The organism is Streptomyces sp. A2-16, from assembly GCF_018128905.1.
Lineage (GTDB): Bacteria > Actinomycetota > Actinomycetes > Streptomycetales > Streptomycetaceae > Streptomyces.
Genome location: NZ_CP063808.1, coordinates 5,937,569 through 5,955,147, shown reverse-complemented (window position 1 = coordinate 5,955,147; position 17,579 = coordinate 5,937,569). Strand labels below are relative to the sequence as shown.

The 17,579-nt window shown below is 72.7% G+C and carries 19 protein-coding genes; 9 read left to right on the top strand and 10 right to left on the bottom strand.

What is annotated here, in order from left to right:
- Nucleotides 1-8 precede the first annotated feature (8 nt).
- Genes IOD14_RS26710 through IOD14_RS26700 form a run of 3 tightly spaced genes read left to right on the top strand, consistent with a single transcriptional unit; the run spans nucleotide 9 to nucleotide 2,419 of the window.
- The gene (locus tag IOD14_RS26710) at nucleotides 9-1,253 is read left to right on the top strand and encodes an ROK family protein (RefSeq protein WP_123987354.1); all 1,245 of its coding nucleotides are present in this window, start codon (nucleotides 9-11) and stop codon (nucleotides 1,251-1,253) included.
- On the top strand, nucleotides 1,246-1,968 hold the full coding sequence (locus IOD14_RS26705; RefSeq protein ID WP_123987353.1) for an NUDIX hydrolase: 723 nt from the start codon (nucleotides 1,246-1,248) through the stop codon (nucleotides 1,966-1,968). The genes IOD14_RS26710 and IOD14_RS26705 overlap by 8 nt, the downstream gene beginning before the upstream one ends.
- A 1-nt stretch (nucleotide 1,969) precedes the next feature.
- On the top strand, nucleotides 1,970-2,419 hold the full coding sequence (locus tag IOD14_RS26700; RefSeq protein WP_123987352.1) for an RpiB/LacA/LacB family sugar-phosphate isomerase: 450 nt from the start codon (nucleotides 1,970-1,972) through the stop codon (nucleotides 2,417-2,419).
- A 19-nt stretch (nucleotides 2,420-2,438) separates the two neighbouring features.
- On the opposite strand, the gene IOD14_RS26695 is transcribed toward IOD14_RS26700, so the two are convergent.
- The gene (locus tag IOD14_RS26695) at nucleotides 2,439-3,410 is read right to left on the bottom strand and encodes an NAD(P)-dependent oxidoreductase (protein WP_123987351.1); all 972 of its coding nucleotides are present in this window, start codon (nucleotides 3,408-3,410) and stop codon (nucleotides 2,439-2,441) included.
- 39 nt (nucleotides 3,411-3,449) lie between these two features.
- Nucleotides 3,450-4,307 carry an HTH-type transcriptional activator IlvY gene (gene ilvY, locus IOD14_RS26690; RefSeq protein ID WP_123987350.1) on the bottom strand — a complete coding sequence of 286 codons (858 nt, stop codon included), beginning with the start codon at nucleotides 4,305-4,307 and terminating at the stop codon, nucleotides 3,450-3,452.
- An 85-nt stretch (nucleotides 4,308-4,392) separates the two neighbouring features.
- Here ilvY and IOD14_RS26685 point away from each other — a divergent pair, with 85 nt between their 5' ends.
- Entirely contained in the window at nucleotides 4,393-5,862 is a 1,470-nt protein-coding gene (locus IOD14_RS26685) for a ketol-acid reductoisomerase (RefSeq protein ID WP_212671741.1), read from the top strand.
- Nucleotides 5,863-5,896: 34 nt separating this feature from the next.
- A complete protein-coding gene (locus IOD14_RS26680) occupies nucleotides 5,897-6,424 on the top strand; it encodes an SMI1/KNR4 family protein (protein ID WP_123987348.1) in 528 nt (175 codons plus the stop codon).
- 6 nt (nucleotides 6,425-6,430) lie between these two features.
- Here IOD14_RS26680 and IOD14_RS26675 read toward each other — a convergent pair whose 3' ends face one another.
- The 4 genes from IOD14_RS26675 to IOD14_RS26660 are packed head-to-tail and all read right to left on the bottom strand — an operon-like array spanning nucleotide 6,431 to nucleotide 8,941.
- Entirely contained in the window at nucleotides 6,431-7,363 is a 933-nt protein-coding gene (locus IOD14_RS26675; protein ID WP_212671740.1) for a phosphotriesterase, read from the bottom strand.
- Entirely contained in the window at nucleotides 7,357-7,941 is a 585-nt protein-coding gene (locus tag IOD14_RS26670; protein ID WP_212671739.1) for a DUF4865 family protein, read from the bottom strand. Before IOD14_RS26670 ends, IOD14_RS26675 begins: the two co-directional genes overlap by 7 nt.
- 11 nt (nucleotides 7,942-7,952) lie before the next feature.
- A complete protein-coding gene (locus tag IOD14_RS26665; RefSeq protein ID WP_212671738.1) occupies nucleotides 7,953-8,348 on the bottom strand; it encodes a cupin domain-containing protein in 396 nt (131 codons plus the stop codon).
- A gap of 14 nt (nucleotides 8,349-8,362) precedes the next feature.
- Nucleotides 8,363-8,941, bottom strand: coding sequence for a TetR/AcrR family transcriptional regulator (locus IOD14_RS26660; protein WP_174269054.1), 579 nt, complete (start codon nucleotides 8,939-8,941; stop codon nucleotides 8,363-8,365).
- Between the two features lie 172 nt (nucleotides 8,942-9,113).
- Between IOD14_RS26660 and IOD14_RS26655 the strand changes: the two genes are divergently transcribed.
- The 3 genes from IOD14_RS26655 to IOD14_RS26645 are packed head-to-tail and all read left to right on the top strand — an operon-like array spanning nucleotide 9,114 to nucleotide 12,780.
- A complete protein-coding gene (locus IOD14_RS26655) occupies nucleotides 9,114-9,407 on the top strand; it encodes an SHOCT domain-containing protein (protein ID WP_123987344.1) in 294 nt (97 codons plus the stop codon).
- Nucleotides 9,404-10,222, top strand: coding sequence for an ABC transporter ATP-binding protein (locus IOD14_RS26650; RefSeq protein ID WP_174269053.1), 819 nt, complete (start codon nucleotides 9,404-9,406; stop codon nucleotides 10,220-10,222). Before IOD14_RS26655 ends, IOD14_RS26650 begins: the two co-directional genes overlap by 4 nt.
- Nucleotides 10,219-12,780: an ABC transporter permease gene (locus IOD14_RS26645; RefSeq protein ID WP_212671737.1), complete on the top strand. Its 2,562-nt coding sequence runs from the start codon at nucleotides 10,219-10,221 to the stop codon at nucleotides 12,778-12,780. Before IOD14_RS26650 ends, IOD14_RS26645 begins: the two co-directional genes overlap by 4 nt.
- Before the next feature lie 179 nt (nucleotides 12,781-12,959).
- Here IOD14_RS26645 and IOD14_RS26640 read toward each other — a convergent pair whose 3' ends face one another.
- Nucleotides 12,960-13,481 (bottom strand): ATP-binding protein, encoded by a 522-nt coding sequence (locus IOD14_RS26640; RefSeq protein ID WP_123987342.1) that lies wholly within the window; start codon nucleotides 13,479-13,481, stop codon nucleotides 12,960-12,962.
- Between the two features lie 186 nt (nucleotides 13,482-13,667).
- Entirely contained in the window at nucleotides 13,668-13,991 is a 324-nt protein-coding gene (locus IOD14_RS26635) for a hypothetical protein (RefSeq protein WP_123987341.1), read from the bottom strand.
- Nucleotides 13,992-14,337: 346 nt separating this feature from the next.
- On the opposite strand from IOD14_RS26635, the gene IOD14_RS26630 reads away from it, so the two are divergent.
- A complete protein-coding gene (locus IOD14_RS26630; RefSeq protein WP_123987340.1) occupies nucleotides 14,338-15,462 on the top strand; it encodes a PLP-dependent cysteine synthase family protein in 1,125 nt (374 codons plus the stop codon).
- 515 nt (nucleotides 15,463-15,977) lie between these two features.
- On the opposite strand, the gene IOD14_RS26625 is transcribed toward IOD14_RS26630, so the two are convergent.
- Nucleotides 15,978-16,448 carry an SRPBCC family protein gene (locus IOD14_RS26625; protein ID WP_123987339.1) on the bottom strand — a complete coding sequence of 157 codons (471 nt, stop codon included), beginning with the start codon at nucleotides 16,446-16,448 and terminating at the stop codon, nucleotides 15,978-15,980.
- 52 nt (nucleotides 16,449-16,500) lie between these two features.
- Nucleotides 16,501-17,331, bottom strand: coding sequence for a DeoR/GlpR family DNA-binding transcription regulator (locus tag IOD14_RS26620; RefSeq protein WP_123987338.1), 831 nt, complete (start codon nucleotides 17,329-17,331; stop codon nucleotides 16,501-16,503).
- Nucleotides 17,332-17,579: the final 248 nt, after the last annotated feature.

Genomic DNA, 17,579 nt, shown 5'->3' with positions numbered 1-17,579 from the left:
TCGCCCTCATGAGCGGCAAGGCGGACCCCCGGCCGGCGGGGGAAGGGACGACCTCGAGGGCGCGGCTGGACCGGGGGCGCGGTGCGCTCGGGCCCGCGTTGGAGCTCGTGCACACCGGGCGGGCGCCCACCCGGGCCGTGCTCACCGCCGAGCTGGGGGTGACCCGGGCGACGGCCGGCGCGGTCGCGGCCGAGCTGGAGGCGCTCGGACTGATCCGGGTCGACGCCCGGCCCACCGCGGCCACCGGTTCGCAGGGCAGGCCCTCGCACCGCCTCGCGGTTGCCGAGGACGGCCCGGTCGTGCTCGCCGCCCAGGTGCACGCCGACGGTTTCCGCGCCGCCCTGGTCGGTCTGGGCGGCCGTATCGTCGCCACCGCCCCCGGCTGCGAGACCGTCGACGCCGACCCGGCGAAGGTCCTCGGGTCCGTCGTGGAGGCGGGCGCCGACCTGCTGCGCACGACCGGCAGACGCTGCGTGGGCGCCGGACTGGCCGTGCCGTCCGCGGTCGCCGAACCCGACGGCCTCGCCCTCAACCCCCTGCACCTCGCCTGGCCCGCGGGCGCCCCCGTCCGCCGGATCTTCGACGAGTGCGTGCGGGCCGCCGGCATCGCCGGACCGGCCTTCGCGGGCAACGACGTCAACCTCGCCGCGCTCGCCGAGCACCGGCACGGCGCGGGCCGCGGCGCCCGGGACCTGCTGTGCGTGGCGACCGGACACCGGGGCGTGGGCGGCGCGCTGGTGCTCGACGGGCGTCTGCACACGGGCAGTTCGGGCCTGGCCCTGGAAGTCGGCCACCTCACCGTGAACCCCGAGGGCCGCCCCTGCCACTGCGGCAGCCGGGGCTGCCTCGACGTCGAGGCCGACCCGCTGGCCCTGCTCACGGCGGCGGGACTCGACCCGGGCCCCGAGCAGTCCCTGCTCCGGCAGGCCGACGACCTCGTCCGCGACCACTATGACGACCCCGCCGTCCGTACGGCGGCCGAGTCGCTGATCGACCGCCTGGGCCTGGGCCTCGCCGGTCTGGTCAACATCCTCAACCCGGACCGGATCATTCTCGGCGGCCTCCACCGCACCCTCCTGGACGCCGATCCGGAGCGGCTGCGTGCCGTCGTCGCCCAGCGCAGCCTGTGGGGACAGAGCGGCGGTGTTCCCATCCTGGCCTGCACCCTGGACCACAACAGCCTCGTCGGGGCGGCCGAGTTGGCGTGGCAGCCGGTGCTGGACGACCCGCTGGGGGCACTGACCCGTGGCTGAACTCCTGGTCGCCGAGGGGCTGCGCCTGGTCGAGGTGGCGCCCCCGGTGCTCCCGGCCGTGGCGCGGACGGCCATGGACCGTGAGTGGGACAAGGCGGTCCTGGCCAATCCGGCCCTGTTCGACGGCCCGGTGGCGGTCTGCGCCGGACTGTCCCGCGAGACCCCGGACACCCTGCTCGTCTCCTGGTCCCGGGTCACCTACCGCTACTTCGCCCTGCGCCGCGTCCCGGGCGCCACCGTGCAGCGGTCCCTGTTCGTCAGCGTGGTGCAGCCGGCCGAGGACGGACGCGTCCTGGTGGGCCGTATGTCGTCGGCCACCGCCGCGCCCGGCCGCTGGCAGTTCCCCGGCGGATCCGTGGAGCCACCCGTCGGCGACGAGCCGCTCGACGAGCACGCGCTGCGCCGCCACGCGGCACTGGAGCTGGCCGAGGAGACGGGCGTCGACCTCCCGGCCGCCGAGCTCACCCGCTGTCTGGTCACCCACGGCGAGGACGGACAGGTCGGCGTCCACTACCTGGCGCCGCCGCTCCCCGCCGACCTCCTGCGGGAACGCTTCAGGACGCTGGTCGCCGCCGACACGGCCCTGGGGCGCGTCCCGGAGTTCGACCGGATCGCGCTCGTCGGCTCACCCGCCGAACTGCCGGACCTCGCCGGTCCGCACGTGGCCTACCTGGAACCCGTCGTCCGGTGGGCGGGCCGCCGAGTAGGCTCGTGACATGCGGATCTCCGTCTCCTCGGACATGGACGAACCAGTGGCGCGCACCCTCGTCGACGAGTTGCGCACACGTGGCCACGAGGTCGTCGCGTACGGCGCCCTGAGCCCCGGCGCCGACCCGCGATGGGCCGTCTGTTCGCAGGCCGCGGCCCGTGAGGTGGCCGAGGGGACGGCCGACCAGGCGATCGTGTGCTGCTGGACCGGCACCGGCGCCTCCATCGCCGCGAACAAGGTCCCCGGCGTACGGGCCGCGCTGTGCACGGACGCGGGCACCGCGGACGGCGCCCGCCGCTGGAACGACGCCAATGTCCTGGCCCTCAGCCTCCGCCTCACCTCCGGGCCCCTCCTCAGGGAGATCCTCGACGCCTGGTTCACCGCGGAGGCGAGCGAGGACGCCGAGGACCTGGCCAACGTGGCCCACGTGCGAAGCCTGGACGCCGGCCGGGGCTAGCGGCCCGCGTCCCGTCCTGTCAGTGGACCAGGGGCGCGGCCACCTTCAGCTCGTCGCGCTCGATCAGCCGGCGGACGGATTCCAGTACGGCGTCCTCCGGTTCGTAGCGCGGGGCGTAACCGAGCAGGGTCCTGGCCTTGTCGATGCTGAGGCACTGGCTGCGGTAGAGGTGCTCCCAGCTCGCCTCGGCGTGCTCCGGGGCCGTGTCCTGGCGGAACCGGTCCCAGGTCACCGTCTCCAGCGTCGCGGTCCGGCCGAACCAGCCGGCGGCGATGTGGGCGTACCCGCGCACGTTCAGCGCGGTGGGGGCGACGACGGTGAAGTCCTCGCCCGCCGCCGCGTCCCGCTCCTCGACCGCCCGCTCGAAGGCCTGGGCGACATCGTCGGCGTGCACATGGTGCATCAGCTCGACACCGAGACCCGGAACCCGCAGCGGCTGACCGGCCGAGAGCGTGTACCAGACCGCCGGGTCGAGGTTCCCCAGCGGACCGATCGGGTGCCAGCCGGGGCCGACGATGTGCCCGGGGTGCAGGGACGTGGTCACCAGGCCCCCGGACGCGGTCTCCTCCTTCAGCATCCGGGCGATCCGGTCCTTCTGGATGCCGTACTCGCCGACGGGCGGGGTGCCGGTGGCCTCGGAGATCGGCAGCTTGTGGCTGGGACCGTGGCGCCACACGGTGCCGCAGTGCAGCAGGTGTCCCACCTCGCCGCGCAGCCGCTCGACCAGCGCGGTGGCCGACTCCAACGTGAAGCAGACCAGGTCGATCACGGCGTCCGGGGCCAGCCCTGCCACCCGGTCACCGAAGGTGCCCGCACCGTCCTCCTGCTCCCGGTCGGCGACGACCTGGCGGACCTGCTCCCATTCGGGAGCCTCGGTGTAGGCCGTGCGGGTGCCACGGCTGATGTTGATCACTTCATGGCCGGCGCGGACCAATCGGGGAACCAGGAAGGTGCCGATGTGCCCGCTGCCGCCGATGACGACGACTCGCATGTTCTTCCCATCAGTGTCAGGTCGGTGGGGTCAGTCTGGTCAGGTCCGCGGCGACGCCGTCAAGCTCCACAGGGCCGCGACCAGCGGTCGGCGCAGATCTGCCCGGCGGACGCACAGACCGATCGGGAAGGGTTCGGGCCGCGGATCGGCGGGCACTTCCGACAGCCGTTCGCGCACCGCGCTGTGCTCCAGCACGAGGCGGGGGACCACCCCCGTGCCGCAGCCCAGGGCGACCAGCGTCAGCAGCCCCTCGTGCCCGTCGGGCTCGCAGGCCACGTCGGGGACCGTGCCGCGGGCGCGGAACCAGCGGTCGGCCGCCTCGCGGACCAGCCCGCGGTGCGGGAGGACGAACGGCCCGTCCAGCTCCGGGTCCGGCCGGTCCCGCGCGGTGACGAGGACCAGCTCGGTCACCGCCACCGTCCGGCTCACCAGCCCCTCCGGCAGCCGGGCCGGGATCCCCGCGACGGCCACGTCCACCTCGCCCTCGTCCAGCCGGGCCGTCGCGGCCGCCGCGTCACCGGTGCGCAGGTCCAGCCGTACCTGGGGATGGACCGCGCGGAACGGCGCCAACAGGTCCGGCAGCAGGGCCTGGCAGGCCGTCACCGTCGCGAACACCGCGAGACGGCCGGTCAGTTCGGCCGGGTCGGGGTGCTCCTCGCGGTAGGCCCGCCACAACTCCAGGGCCTGGACGGCGTACTCACGGAAGCGATGCCCCTGCGCGGTCAGCGACACCCCGCGCGGACCGCGGTCGAACAGCCGATGCCCGAGCTCGGCCTCGAGCCGCTGCACCGTCCTCGTCAGCGTGGCCGGACTGACATGGCAGTCCAGGCTCGTCCGCCCGAAGTTCAGCGTCTGCGCGAGGTGCAGGAAGAGCCGCAGCTCGCGGTGATCATCCATGTGACCTCGGCCTTTCATTCCGTGCAACAGGGCGCTGCGGAAGTTGCGCTTGCTGCAACAGTCGACCGGAGCCTACAACTCCACCATGACCTCCACCACGTACGACTCCGCTGTCTTCGCCCTCGAGACCATGGACGTCCCCGGCGGCGCGGAGACCGTCCTGCGCGGCGGCCGCCACCTGTTCCCCCTGCTGCCCGCGGCCTTCGCCGGGGTCCGCCGCATCGGTGTGCTCGGCTGGGGCCCGCAGGGTCGCGCCCAGGCACTCAACCTGCGCGACTCCCTCGCCGGTACGGACATCCGGGTGGCCGTGGGGCTGCGCCCCGGTTCCCGCTCGGCCGCCGACGCGCGCACCCACGGCTTCGCCGAGGAGGACGGCACGCTCGGCGACTGGCTCGCGGTCGCCGCCGACAGCGACCTGGTCGTGCTGTTGATCGCGGACGCGGCCCTCGCCGCCCACCACCAGGAGATCTTCGCGGTGCTGAAGCCCGGCGCCGCGATCGGACTCTCGCACGGCTTCCTGCTCGGCCATCTCCGCGAGACCGGTGGCGAGTTCCCCGCGGGCCACCCCGTGATCGCCGTCTGCCCCAAGGGCATGGGCGACTCCGTGCGTCGCCTCTACCAGCAGGGCGCCGAGGTCAACGGCGCCGGGATCAACAGCAGTTTCGCCGTGCACGCCGACCCCGACGGACGGGCCGTCGACCTCGCGCTCGGCTGGTCGGTGGCGCTCGGATCGCCGTACACCTTCCGGACCACGCTGCACAGCGAGTACCTCTCGGACATCGTCGGCGAACGCGCGATTCTGCTCGGCGCCGTGCACGGCATCGTCGAGACGCTGTACACGCGGTACCGGCTGGCAGGGGACGACGAGGTGACGGCGTACGAGAGGTCCTGCGAGAACGTCACCGGGCCGATCGCGCGCACCGTCTCGCACTCCGGCCTGCGGGCCGTCCGCGACGCTCTCGACCCGGCCGGCCGGGACGTCTTCGACCGTGCGTACACGGCGACCTACGGGCCCGCCCGCGAGATCGTCGCGGAGATCTACGACGAGGTCGCCGACGGCACCGAGCTGCGCAGTGTGATCCTGGCCGAACGGCGGCTCGGGGCACGGCCGATGAGCGGGATCGGCGGCTCGCCGATGTGGGCAGCCGGCGAGCAGGTGCGGGCCCGCCGCGGTGAACGCGAGCTGCCCGTCGACCCGTTCACGGCCGGTGTCTTCGTCGCCACCATGCTCGCCCAGATCGACGAGTTCGCCGAGCGCGGCCACCCCTGGTCAGAGATCGTCAACGAGTCCGTCATCGAGGCCGTCGACTCCCTTCTGCCCTACATGCACGCGCGCGACGTGGCGTACATGGTCGACAACTGCTCCCGCACGGCCCGCCTCGGCGCCCGCCGCTGGGGCCCGCGGTTCCAGGCCGCCTATGAGCAGATCGCCTACCCGGCCGCCGAACTCCCGGCGGACGAGGGCCTGATGGCGGCCTTCGTGAACCATCCCGCCCACGGGGCGCTGGCCGCGGCCGCGAAACTGCGGCCGTCGGTGGACATCTCGGTGGCGTAGGGCCGCTGTCAGTGGCGGCGGCTAGCCTGCGGGCATGATCGAGACGACCGAGGGCGACCGCGCCTTCCCGCCCGCCCTGGCCGAGGTGGCCCGCGTGGAGTTCGACTACGACGAGGGCGAGGGCGTCGACTTCGAGCCGTACGACGCCTTCGACTCGGCCGAGGAGACCACCGACTGGCTGCGCCACTGGACCGGCAACCACGCCCTGGACGGCGACGCCTACCGGGTCTTCGGACAGGACGGCACCGGTGGCCTCGCCGCCCTGTGGCGGGTGCGGCCGGGGCGGCCCCTGGCCGAGCAGCCCGTGGTGTTCCTGGGCTCGGAGGGCGAGCGCGGTGTGGTGGCGGCGAGCCTGTCCGACTTCCTGTGGGTGCTGGCCGACGGCCTGGGGCCGATGGAGGTCGTGGAGTACGAGCAGTACGACCCCCGGCCGAACCCGGCGCTGACCGCACTCGCCGAGCGGCACGCCACCACTCCGCGCCGCCCCACCCGCGACATCGTCGAAGCGGCGCGGTCGGAGTTCCCGACGTTCTCCGAGGACATCGACGCCCTCTGCCGGTGAACGGCCTCAGGGCGCCTTCCACTCCACGGCCAGGGCCCGACCGGGGTTGTCCGTGAAGATGCGTCGCACCAGTTCGGCGCCCGAGCCACCGAGCTCGGCCGCGAGCCGTGGCCGCACCCGGCGCAGCAGATACGGCATCCCCGGGCCGCCGTTCACCGAGCGGGCGCCCGCGGTCGTGGTGTCGCCGCCGAGCAGCAGACGGTCTCCGTGGCCCGCCTCGGCCAGGGCCCGTACGGCGTCCGGCATGCGCCAGTCCGTGGCGTGGTGGGCGCGCGAGGGCCCGTCGAAGGCCAGATAGCAGCCGGACGCCGCGGCCTGGCGGTGCACGGTGAGGTCGGGGGAGCGGTTGAGGTGCCCGAGGACGACCCGCTGCGGCGGCACGCCCAACTCCCCGCACAGCACGTCCAGTACGTCCAGCGCGCCGGTTCCCAGTTCCAGGTGGACGGCGATCGGCGCCCCCGTCGCGTGATGGGCCTCGGCCGCCGCGGTCATCGTCCAACGGGCGTGCGCGTCGAGCGCGTGGAAACCGCCCGCCACCTTGATCAGCCCCGCGCGAACCCCCGAGACCCCGATGCCCTCGGTCAGTTCGGCGACGAACACCTCGGCCAGCCTGCCGCGCAGCCCGGCGAGCGTGTCGTCGTCGTAGTGGACGGCCTGGTGCAGCCCGGTCGCAGCGACGATCCGCACCCCGGTCTCCCGCGACAGCGACGGCAGATCGGCGGCCCGCCGCCCCAGCCCGTACGGCGTCCACTGCACCACGGCGCCACCGCCCTGCGCCGCGAACGCGGCGAGCTCGGCCCGCGCGGCGGACAGGCTCCGCAGTTCCTGCCCGGGCAGTCGAGGGCTGCCGAAGAAGAGATGGTCGTGGGCGTCGCACACGCCGAGCTGCTCGGCGGGGATGTCACCGGCCACGGTACGGATCGCGCCCGCCGTCACCACTGCCGCCCTCGCTTCAGTCGCTCGCGCCCCGGCGCCGACACGTGCAGCACCTCGAACACCTCGCCGTCCGCCTTGGGCGACTCGTGCGTCCACAGCGAGAAGTGGACGAGCTCCCAGCGGGCCGTGTCCACGGCGGCGGCCGCGAACACCGCACCGTCCTGCCCGGCCAGCAGCTCTGTCCCACCCACCGCGTCCGCCGTCACGTCGGTCAACTCCGCGCCCTCCGGCACCGGTTGAAGTCTCCTCACGGCCCACCGCGGCGGTGCGCCGGCGGCTCGGCCCTCCTCGTAGGACAGACCGGTCCACTGCCGCACCGACGGCCGCCCGAAGTCGTCGCTGAGCACCTGGAAGGCGCCTCCCCAGAGGAACGCGTTCATGCCCGCCACGGTGTTCCAGAGGTAGAAGGGCGCGTACTGGTTGACGGGCGAGCCGTTCACCCCGCGCTCGCGCATCAGATACGTCTTGAAGCCCAACCCCTCCCAGTCGTCCAGCAGATGCCCTACCCGGGCAACGCGCGCGCGGATGATCTCCATGTCGTAGTCGGCGGGCAGGGTGAGCTCGTACTGCATGGCGTGCATCGGGCGCCTCCTCAGGCGGGACGGTCCACGGCGGCGACATGGGTGTCCCACTCGGTTGTCATGCCGTCTTCCGTGGCCTCGACGACCGCGAGATGGGTCATGAAGGTGCGCGGCCCGGCCCCGTGCCAGTGCCACTCGCCCGGCTCGATCCACACCGTGTCGCCCGCGCGGATCCGCTCGACGGCAGCACCCCTGCGCTGCACCAGCCCCTCGCCCTGAAGGACATGGAGCACCTGGCCGTGCGGATGGCGGTGCCACGCGGTGTGGGCGCCGGGCGCGAAGTGGACGTTGAACATCCGCAGCCGGGACGGTGCGGGGGGTGCGGCCAGCTCGTCGAGCCACACCGTGCCGGTGAAGTTCTCCGCCGCTCCCTGCTGGGTCTCCGGTCGCTGTCGGGTGATCTGCACGTGGATGAACTCCCTCAATCCGTCCGGGGCTTGAGCAGTGAGAGCAGACCCCGCACACCGGTGTCGAACGCGGCGGGCGAGCCGGAGGCGCGGGCGAGGACGTAGCCGCCCTGGACGGTCGCGAGCACGGTGGCCGCGATCTCCTCGCCGTCCAGCGAGGACGCGAACCGGCCCTGCTCCTTGCCCTCCTCGACGATCCCGGCGATGCGCTCGCGGAGCCAGTCGATGGTCTCGTCGACGGGCGCGCGCAGTTCGTCGCTGGCGACGATGTCCGGGTCCATGGTGAGCCGGCCGATCGGGCAGCCGCGCAGCACATCGCGCTCGCGCCGCAGATACGCCTCGATGCGCTCGTACGGCGTGCCCGGGCCGCCGAGCACCTCCTCCGCGGTGGCACGCAGCTCTGCCGCGGTCCTGCGGATCGCGGCCAGCGCGAGGTCGGGCTTGCCCTTGAAGTGGTGGTACATGCTGCCCTGTCCGGCGCCCGCGCGCTCCAGGATGGCCTTGGGGCTGGTCCCCACATAGCCGCGCTCCCACAACAGCTCACGGGTGGACTCGATCAGTCGGTCCGAGGTGCTCATGGACGCACTGTACATACTAGTAGTTACAGAAGTCGAGACCCTCGGGGAGCAGCCGTCAACGGGCCGCGTACTCCCCGGGAGGTACACGAACTGCCGCTGGCCGTACGACGACCCGGCCCCCTCCCCGGAGCCAGTCTCGAAGCATCACCGAAGGACACCTTCAGCAACTCCAGGGAGATGAACCGACATGCAGACTCTCGCGCACTGGGACGGCGGACCGGGCCCGTGGATCCTGTTCTTCCCGCTGATCTGGGCAGCCGTCGTGCTCGGCGTCGTCACCGTCCTGCGCCGCACCGTCCGGCGTGGCCGCGGCGGACCCTGGCGCACTCCGGCCGACGTCGGCCCCTCCGGCGACTCGCCCATCGCCGTGCTCGGCCGCCGCTTCGCCTCCGGAGAGATCGACGAGGACGAGTACTGGCGCCGGCTGTCCGTCCTGGACGAGCAGTTCGGCCGGGCGGCGGGCAAGGGCGGTGCGGCATGACCGCCACGACCGCCTCGACGAGGACGCTGCCCGCCGCCCGGGTGGTCGACGCCGTGAAGGTGTACGGCAGCGGCGACACCGGCGTACGGGCCCTGGACGGGGTGAGCGTCGACTTTCCGGCCGGCCGCTTCACCGCGATCATGGGCCCCTCGGGCTCCGGCAAGTCCACACTCATGCACTGCGCGGCCGGCCTCGACTCGCTCACCGAGGGCACCTCCTACATCGGCGACACCGACCTCGGCTCCCTCGACGACCGCCGCCTGACCCTGCTGCGCCGGGACCGCGTCGGCTTCGTCTTCCAGGCGTTCAACCTGGTGCCGACGCTGACCGTCGAGGAGAACATCCGGCTGCCGCTGGACCTCGCGGGCGGCAAGGGCGACCAGGAGTGGATCGACGCGCTGATCGACGTCGTCGGTCTGCGCGACCGGCTTCGTCACCGGCCGGCCGAACTCTCCGGCGGACAGCAGCAACGCGTCGCCGTGGCGCGGGCGTTCGCCGGCCGGCCCGACGTCGTCTTCGCCGACGAGCCCACCGGAAACCTCGACTCCCGCTCCGGCGGCGAGGTCCTCGGCCTCCTCGGCAGGACCGTGCGCCGGACGGCCCGTACGGTCGTCATGGTCACCCACGACCCGGTCGCCGCCGCCCACGCCGACGAGGTCGTCTTCCTCGCCGACGGACGTCTGGTGGACCGGATGGACGCCCCGACCGCCGAGCGGGTCCTGGACCGGATGAAGGCGCTGGAGACGGCGTCGCCCACGCAAGCCCCTTCGGGACCGCAGACGCCCCCGCGGACCTGGACGGAGGGGTCCTCGTGAACGCCTCCCTCCGTCTGAGCGTGTCCTCGCTGCGCGCCCACAGGCGTCGTTTCGCCGGAACCTTCCTCGCCGTGTTCCTCGGGGTCGCCTTCCTCGCCGGAACACTGATCATGGGAGACACTCTCCGCGCCGGCTTCGACACCATGTTCGGCAACGCCACCAGCGGCACCGACGCCGTGATCCGCAGCGCCGATGCCATCACCACGCCGGGCGAGAGCGCAGGGGTGCGCGAGCCGGTCCCCACCGACCTGGTCGGGACCGTCGAGCAGGTTCCCGGCGTCGCGGCCGCCGCCCCCGACATCCAGGGCGCCGGCCAGCTGGTCGGCGCGAACGGCGAGCCCATCGGCGGCCAGGGACCGCCGACCCTCGCCGGGAACTGGATCGACGACTCGCGGCTCAACCCGTATCGGCTCGCCGAGGGCCGCGCGCCGCGGAAATCCGGCGAGGTCGTCGTCAACCGCGGCACCGCCGAGAAGGGCGACCTGAAGATCGGCGACACAACGATCCTGCGGACGCCCGACCCCGTCGAGGTGACCGTGGTCGGCCTCGCGACCTTCGGCGGCGAGGACGGCATGGCCCAGGTGACCTACACCGGCATGACGCGGGCCGACGCCGAGAAGTACCTCACGGCCAGGCCCGGTGAAGCCTCGGACATCAAGGTGCGCGCAGGTCCCGGCGTCAGCCAGCGGGAGCTCGTCGACCGGCTGACTCCCGTACTGCCCGAGGGCGTCGAGGCGATCACCGGTCAGGAGGCGACCGAGGAGAACACCGACATGATCTCCAGCCGGTTCCTGGCCGTCTTCACGACCTTCCTGCTGGTGTTCTCGGGCGTGGCCCTCCTGGTCGCCACCTTCTCCATCCACAACACCTTCGCGATCGTCGTCGCCCAACGCACCCGGGAGAACGCCCTGTTGCGCGCGCTCGGCGCCTCCCGTCGCCAGATCACCGCGTCGACCCTGACCGAGGCGAGCGTCGTGGCCGTGGCCGCCTCCGCGGCGGGTCTCGCGGGCGGCATCGGGGTCGCCGCGGGCCTCCAGGCACTGTTTCCGGCGATCGGATTCCCCTTCCCCGAGGGCGACGTGGTGATCGGCGCGCTGTCGATGACGCTGCCGCTCGCGGTCGGCGTGGTGGTCTGCCTGGGCTCCGCGCTGCTGCCCGCCGTACGCGCCGGACGCACCGCGCCTCTCGCCGCACTGCGCGAGACGGCCGTCGACCGGTCGGGCGCCTCCCGCGTCCGTGCCGTCACCGGGGCCGGCCTGGCCGCGCTCGCCGTGGCCGTCACCCTGACCGGCGTCCTGGTGTCACCGTCGATCTGGCTCGCGGGAACCGGCGCGGTCCTGGCCCTCGTCGCGTTCGTGGTCCTCGGTCCGGTCGCCTCGACCACGGCCGTTCGCGTGCTCGGCGGCCCGCTGGACCGGCTCCGCGGCGTCACCGGCTCCCTCGCCCGGCGCAACGCCCTGCGCAGTCCCAGGCGGACGGCCGCCACCGCGAGCGCGCTGATGATCGGCGTGGCCGTGGTCTCCCTGTTCACCGTGTTCGGGGCGTCCCTGAAGGCCACCATGGACCAGACCGTGTCCCGGTCCTTCGCGGGCGATGTCGTGGTCAGCACCCCGTCGTTCGGCGCGGGCGGCAGCGGTCTCAGCCCCCGGCTCGCCGGGGCGGTCCAGCGACTGCCCGAGGTGGACACCGCCGTCGGCCTCGGTCGAGGTGTCGCCGAAGTCGACGGCAACGGACGGGCGTTGACCGTCTCGGACCCGCTCGCACTGGAGCGCACCTTCGACCTCGGCACCGTGCGGGGCTCCTTGAGCGCTCTCGGCGCCGACGGCATCGCCCTCACCCGGACGGAGGCGGCCAAGCAGGGCCTCACGACCGGGGACAGGACCGAACTCGCCTTCACCGACGGCGAGAAGGACACTTTCACGGTCCGCGCGGTCTACGACCGGTCCGAGCTGGCGGGGGACTACGTCATCACCCGTGCGGCCTGGGCCCCGCACCGCACGCAGGACTCCGACACCCTCGTCGCGGTCTCCTTCAAGGACGGTGTGAGCACCGACGCGGGCAAGGCGGCGGTGGAGAGGGTGGCGGCGCGGTACGGCCATCCCGAGGTGCAGACCCGCGACGAGTACGCGCGGTCCTCGGCCGGCGGCATCGACATGATGCTCACGCTGGTCTACGCGCTGCTCGCCCTCGCGGTCCTCATCGCGCTGCTGGGCATCGCCAACACGCTGACCCTGGCGATCCACGAGCGCACCCGCGAGCTGGGCCTGCTGAGGGCCGTGGGCCAGACCCGTTCCCAGCTCCGTGCCATGGTCCGCTGGGAGTCGGTCCTGGTCGCCGCCTTCGGCACGGTCGGCGGGCTCGCTCTCGGCGCCTTCCTGGGCTGGGTCCTGGTCGAGGCCTCGGACGGCGCGAGCGACAGCACCTTCGCCTTCGCGGTGCCACCCCTGCAACTGGCGGTGGTCGCCCTGGTCGGCGTCACCGCGGGAGCCCTCGCGGGCCTGCGCCCGGCCCGGCGCGCGGCACGCCTGGACGTGTTGCGGGCGATCGCCACCGAGTGACGGGCAAGGGCTCACCGGACCACCGCTGAGCCGTGCGCCGAGAGAGATCCGGCGGGGCGCGCCGGTGCCGGGACGAAGAACGCGCACAGCCCCGAAGGGCCGAGCACGATCCCCGTCCCGGCACCGGGCGCGAGTGACCCGCGGGTGAACGAGCGGGAGGAGAAGGCGTCACCGCCCGGTCAGCCGGCAACGGCCGACCGGGCGGGAGCGTGTTCGGGCCTGCGTCCGTCGGCCCGCACCTCGGGGAACCGGAGCGCGGTCCTGTCGACGACGGTGCGCCGCGGGGGCCGCGCGGCGGCGGGCGTGGGCAGGGTGAACCACACGGCCTTCCCCGACTCGCCGTCCGGCCGCACGCCCCAGCTCTCGCTGACCGCGGCGACCATCGCGAGCCCGCGCCCGCACGTGGCGAGCGGCTCGGTGTCCTGGATGTCGGCCACGACCGGCAGACGCGGGTCGTGGTCGTGCACCGAGACCATGAGCCGGTCGAGCAGCAGCTCGATCTTCACGGTGCACGTCTTGTCGGGCTGGGCATGGCGGTGGACGTTGGTCAACAGCTCCGTCACACCGAGCACGGCCCGGTCTATGAGGGGGTCCATATGCCAGTAGCGCAACTGTGCTGAAAGGATTCTGCGGACCTGGCCGATCCGCGACGGCAGAGCCTGGAGCTCCACCGTGCAATGCCTGCTCGGGTGACTGATCACGGCTGCGACTCCCCGACGTGAGGTCCGGAAGAACACGGAATTCGGATCGATTCAGCAGGTGACTGATTGAGAACGGCCGCCTGCTGTCGTGCCCGGCGGGCTGGTTCGCAGCGTGATCGCCGGTAGACCCAGAGTGATGTGAGACCAGCGTGACTCAGGAGGTGCGGTCCCGCAACTCGCGGTGACTCAGTCGCCACGCCCCGCAGCCCGGCGTACGGCCTCGATGAACCGGCGCGCGGCGGGTGGCCCCGGCTCGCCCGGAGCGGGGTCGTGATCACCCAGGGTCAGCAGATACCGGTTGCCGTTGAGGTCGGCCAGGGCGCGGTCGTCCGCCGCGAACCAGGGCTTGGAGGCGCGCACCGCCTGTACCGGCGCGCTGTCGATCTCGCTGCCGTAACTGGTGAGCAGTTCCAGTCTGCCGTCGTTGATACGGACCTGACCGGCCCGGGTGAGCGAGCGCAACCTCTTTCCGATCCGCACGCCCGTAGCCGTGAACTCCGGCTCCGCCATGCCGCCCCGCCCCCTTGTGCGCGTCGGTGTGCCGGCCCGTGCCGCCGCGTGGGCCGAGAGCCGGCTTCTGTCGTGATCCAGTGTGCGCCCCCGTTCGAAACTCCGTCCCGCCCGGTGCAGTCTGCCCGCCACGGGCGTCCAGCACCAGTACGCACGACATCTCACCGGAAGCGACCGGAGCACTCGTGCGAATGCGCCCCCGCCGCCGCGTTCCGTGGCGACCCCAGGGGTGCCTTTGAGGCCCTCAAAGGTGTGTTTATGCAGGTGAGAAGCGTGCGGAAGGTGTCTATGATCGGTACGTCGGCCGTGCGACGTGCCGTCGGCGCGAAGTGTTAGGAGCCCCGCCGTGAGCACCCCTCAGCAGACCCGGACCGGCGATACCCTCGACGTCGACCGCAGCGACACCACCTACCGCGGCTGGCTGAAAGAAGCCGTCCGCAAGGTCCAGGCCGACGCCAATCGGTCGGCCGACACGCACCTCCTGCGCTTCCCGCTCCCCGAGAGCTGGGGCATCGACCTGTACCTCAAGGACGAGTCGACCCACCCCACCGGCAGCCTCAAGCACCGGCTCGCCCGTTCGCTCTTCCTCTATGGCCTGTGCAATGGCTGGATCCGGCCGGACCGCCCGGTGATCGAGGCGTCCAGCGGCTCCACGGCGGTGTCCGAGGCGTACTTCGCGAAGCTGATCGGCGTCCCGTTCATCGCGGTCATGCCCCGCACGACGAGCGCCGAGAAGATCCGCCTGATCGAGTTCCACGGTGGCCGGTGCCACTTCGTGGACGACCCGCGCACCATGTACGAGGAGTCCGCCCGCCTCGCGATGGAGACGGGCGGCCACTACATGGACCAGTTCACCTACGCGGAACGGGCCACGGACTGGCGCGGCAACAACAACATCGCCGAATCCATCTTCCGCCAACTGGAGTTGGAGCGTTTTCCGGAGCCCGCGTGGATCGTCGCCACGGCCGGGACCGGCGGCACCTCGGCGACCATCGCCCGGTACGTGCACTACATGCAGCACGACACCCGCATCTGTGTGGCCGATCCGGAGAACTCCTGTTTCTTCGAGGGCTGGACCACCGGCGATCCGGACGTCACGTGCGACTGCGGCTCGCGCATCGAGGGCATCGGCCGGCCGCGCATGGAGCCGAGCTTCGTGCCCGGGGCGATCGACCGCATGATGAAGGTCCCGGACGCGGCCAGCGTCGCCGCCGTACGCGCCCTGGAGCGGGCCATCGGCCGCCGTGCGGGCGGCTCGACCGGCACCGGGCTGTGGAGCGCGCTGAAGATCATCGCAGAGATGGTGGCCGAGGGGCGTCAGGGCAGTGTCGTCACCCTCCTCTGCGACCCCGGCGACCGGTACCTGGACAAGTACTACTCCGACACCTGGCTGGCCGACCAGAACCTGGACATCGAGCCCTACACCACAGCGATCACCTCCCTGCTCGAAACGGGCATCTGGCCCGACTGACCGCTCACGCGGGCGAGGGGTGAGGGGCGACCAGGGAGCGCCAGGTGGCTCCGTGGTGAACCGGTGTTCGGGGTGTTCTGCGGGGTCGCGGACCGTGGTTCTGTGCCGACGGGTTGCGGTCGGGCGTCATGGGTCCCGGGTGCGGGTCGCGGTCCTCAGCGGTGAGCCGCCGGTCAGGAGTGCGGCGAGCCGTCGGCCTTGGCCCGCGCCGGGGGAGTCGCGGGCCGGGGCCCTTCGGGTGCCTCCGCGACCGAGGTCCTGCGCCATGAGTCGCCGACCGGCGGTCTCCCTGCAGCTCTCGCCGAGACGTTTCCCACCGCGCTCCGGCCGGCATCCCGGTCTCGCCCCGTGCCGGTTTCCCCGGTTGCGCCCGCGGCTGGCTTCCCCGGTCTCGCCTGGGCCGGCTTCTCCGGTTGCGCCCCCGCCCGGCTCCTCAGTCGCGATCCCCGACTAGGTGCCCCGACAGGCGGCCCACGGCGCCCCGCCTCCGGTACTAGCCCCCCCCCGCCACGCGGCTAAGCAGTGAGTCGTCGGTCCAGGGTCCGGACCGCGTCGCGGAAGGCCCGTCCCAGACCGGCGCGGCCGAGCCTCGCGACCGCGCGGAACGCCGCCGTGCCGTCGACGGCGAACGTCCAGCGCACGTGGGTGCCCGCCCCGGAGGGGGTCAGGCGCCACTCCTCGACGATGGCGCGGGCGCCGGGCGCGTTGGCCACGTCGACCCGGTAGGCGTACACCTCGGGGTCCTTGGCCGCGAGGATCGTCTCCTGGAAGCGTCCGCCGCCCTTGAGGTGGATCTCCCGGGTCGAACCGTCCCCGGTCGGGCGCGCCAGCGTCACCGCGGAGAACCACTCCTCCCAGCCCGGCACGTCCTCGGCGAGCGCCCGGTAGACGGCCTCCGGCGGAGCGGACATCTCCTGCTCGAACACCATCCGTACGGGCGCTCTCGCGATGAAGTCGAGCCCCACCTCACGCAGTTGGTGAGCCATGGACACACCCCCCAGGTGTCGAACGGGAAGTGCCACCCTAGCTGACGATCAGTCAGCTGTCTGTATCGTCAACGGACTCGCCCGCCACGACCAGCCTCCGCAGATGCTCCGAGACCTCCGCGCGCGCCGATGCCGGCAGCCCCGCGTCCGTCACCAGCGTGTCGACCTGCTCCAGCGAGGCGAACGAACTCAGGCCCACCGTGCCCCACTTGGTGTGGTCGGCGACCACCACCACCCGCCGCGCCGACTGCACGAGACGCCGGTTGGTCTCGGCCTCCGCGAGGTTCGGCGTCGACAGCCCGGCCTCGACCGATATGCCGTGCACACCGAGGAAGAGCACATCGAAGTGGAGCGCGCCGATCGCCTGGTCGGCCACCGGCCCCACCAGCGAGTCGGACGGAGTGCGCACCCCACCGGTCAGCACGACGGTCGCCGCACCCTGACGCGGACCCGTGGTGCGCTGCGCCGCGTGGAACACGTCGGCCACCCGCACCGAGTTGGTCACGACGGTCAGATCCGGCACGTCGAGCAGATGATGGGCCAGCGCGTACGTCGTCGTACCGCCCGACAGCGCGATCGCCGTGCCCGGGGCGACCAGCTCCGCCGCGGACCGCGCGATGTCCTCCTTGGCGGTCAGCTCCAGACCCGACTTCGCCTCGAAGCCCGGCTCGTGGGTGCTCGCCTCGACCACCGGGACCGCGCCGCCGTGCACCTTCTCCAGCACACCCTGGCGGGCCAGCGCGTCCAGATCGCGCCGTACGGTCATGTCCGACACGCCGAGCTTGCGGGTCAGCTCGTTGACACGCACCCCGCCTCGGCGCCGGACCTCGTCCAGGATCAGGGAGCGCCGCTGCTCCGCGAGGAGGTTCTGATTCTCACTCACGTACGCTCCGGTCCTTTCGCCTGAGGCCGTCCGACACGCCCTGCGCACCCTCTCCCACAAGCACATTTTGCCCGTCCCTGGTGCGCGGGACGTCCCATACTCGCACGGGCCCCCACGGGGAGCGCCACCGACCGCCCCGTCACGCCGATGTCACCGGGGTGACGCCCGGGGTTCGGCGTCACCCGGATCGGGGAGATTCTGTGCCGAGTGGTGTGCGCGAAACGCCGAGCGGAGATCCTTGTGCCCGC

Excerpts from the sequence above, each read along its gene's own strand:
- IOD14_RS26685 (WP_212671741.1), top strand. The coding sequence starts at position 4,393 with ATGACCTCCACCACGTACGACTCCGCTGTCTTCGCCCTCGAGACCATG.
- IOD14_RS26670 (WP_212671739.1), bottom strand. The coding sequence starts at position 7,941 with ATGCACGCCATGCAGTACGAGCTCACCCTGCCCGCCGACTACGACATG.
- IOD14_RS26695 (WP_123987351.1), bottom strand. The coding sequence starts at position 3,410 with ATGCGAGTCGTCGTCATCGGCGGCAGCGGGCACATCGGCACCTTCCTG.
- IOD14_RS26680 (WP_123987348.1), top strand. The coding sequence starts at position 5,897 with ATGATCGAGACGACCGAGGGCGACCGCGCCTTCCCGCCCGCCCTGGCC.
- IOD14_RS26655 (WP_123987344.1), top strand. The coding sequence starts at position 9,114 with ATGCAGACTCTCGCGCACTGGGACGGCGGACCGGGCCCGTGGATCCTG.
- IOD14_RS26700 (WP_123987352.1), top strand. The coding sequence starts at position 1,970 with ATGCGGATCTCCGTCTCCTCGGACATGGACGAACCAGTGGCGCGCACC.
- ilvY (WP_123987350.1), bottom strand. The coding sequence starts at position 4,307 with ATGGATGATCACCGCGAGCTGCGGCTCTTCCTGCACCTCGCGCAGACG.
- IOD14_RS26650 (WP_174269053.1), top strand. The coding sequence starts at position 9,404 with ATGACCGCCACGACCGCCTCGACGAGGACGCTGCCCGCCGCCCGGGTG.
- IOD14_RS26625 (WP_123987339.1), bottom strand. The coding sequence starts at position 16,448 with ATGGCTCACCAACTGCGTGAGGTGGGGCTCGACTTCATCGCGAGAGCG.
- IOD14_RS26710 (WP_123987354.1), top strand. The coding sequence starts at position 9 with ATGAGCGGCAAGGCGGACCCCCGGCCGGCGGGGGAAGGGACGACCTCG.
- IOD14_RS26635 (WP_123987341.1), bottom strand. The coding sequence starts at position 13,991 with ATGGCGGAGCCGGAGTTCACGGCTACGGGCGTGCGGATCGGAAAGAGG.
- IOD14_RS26660 (WP_174269054.1), bottom strand. The coding sequence starts at position 8,941 with ATGTACAGTGCGTCCATGAGCACCTCGGACCGACTGATCGAGTCCACC.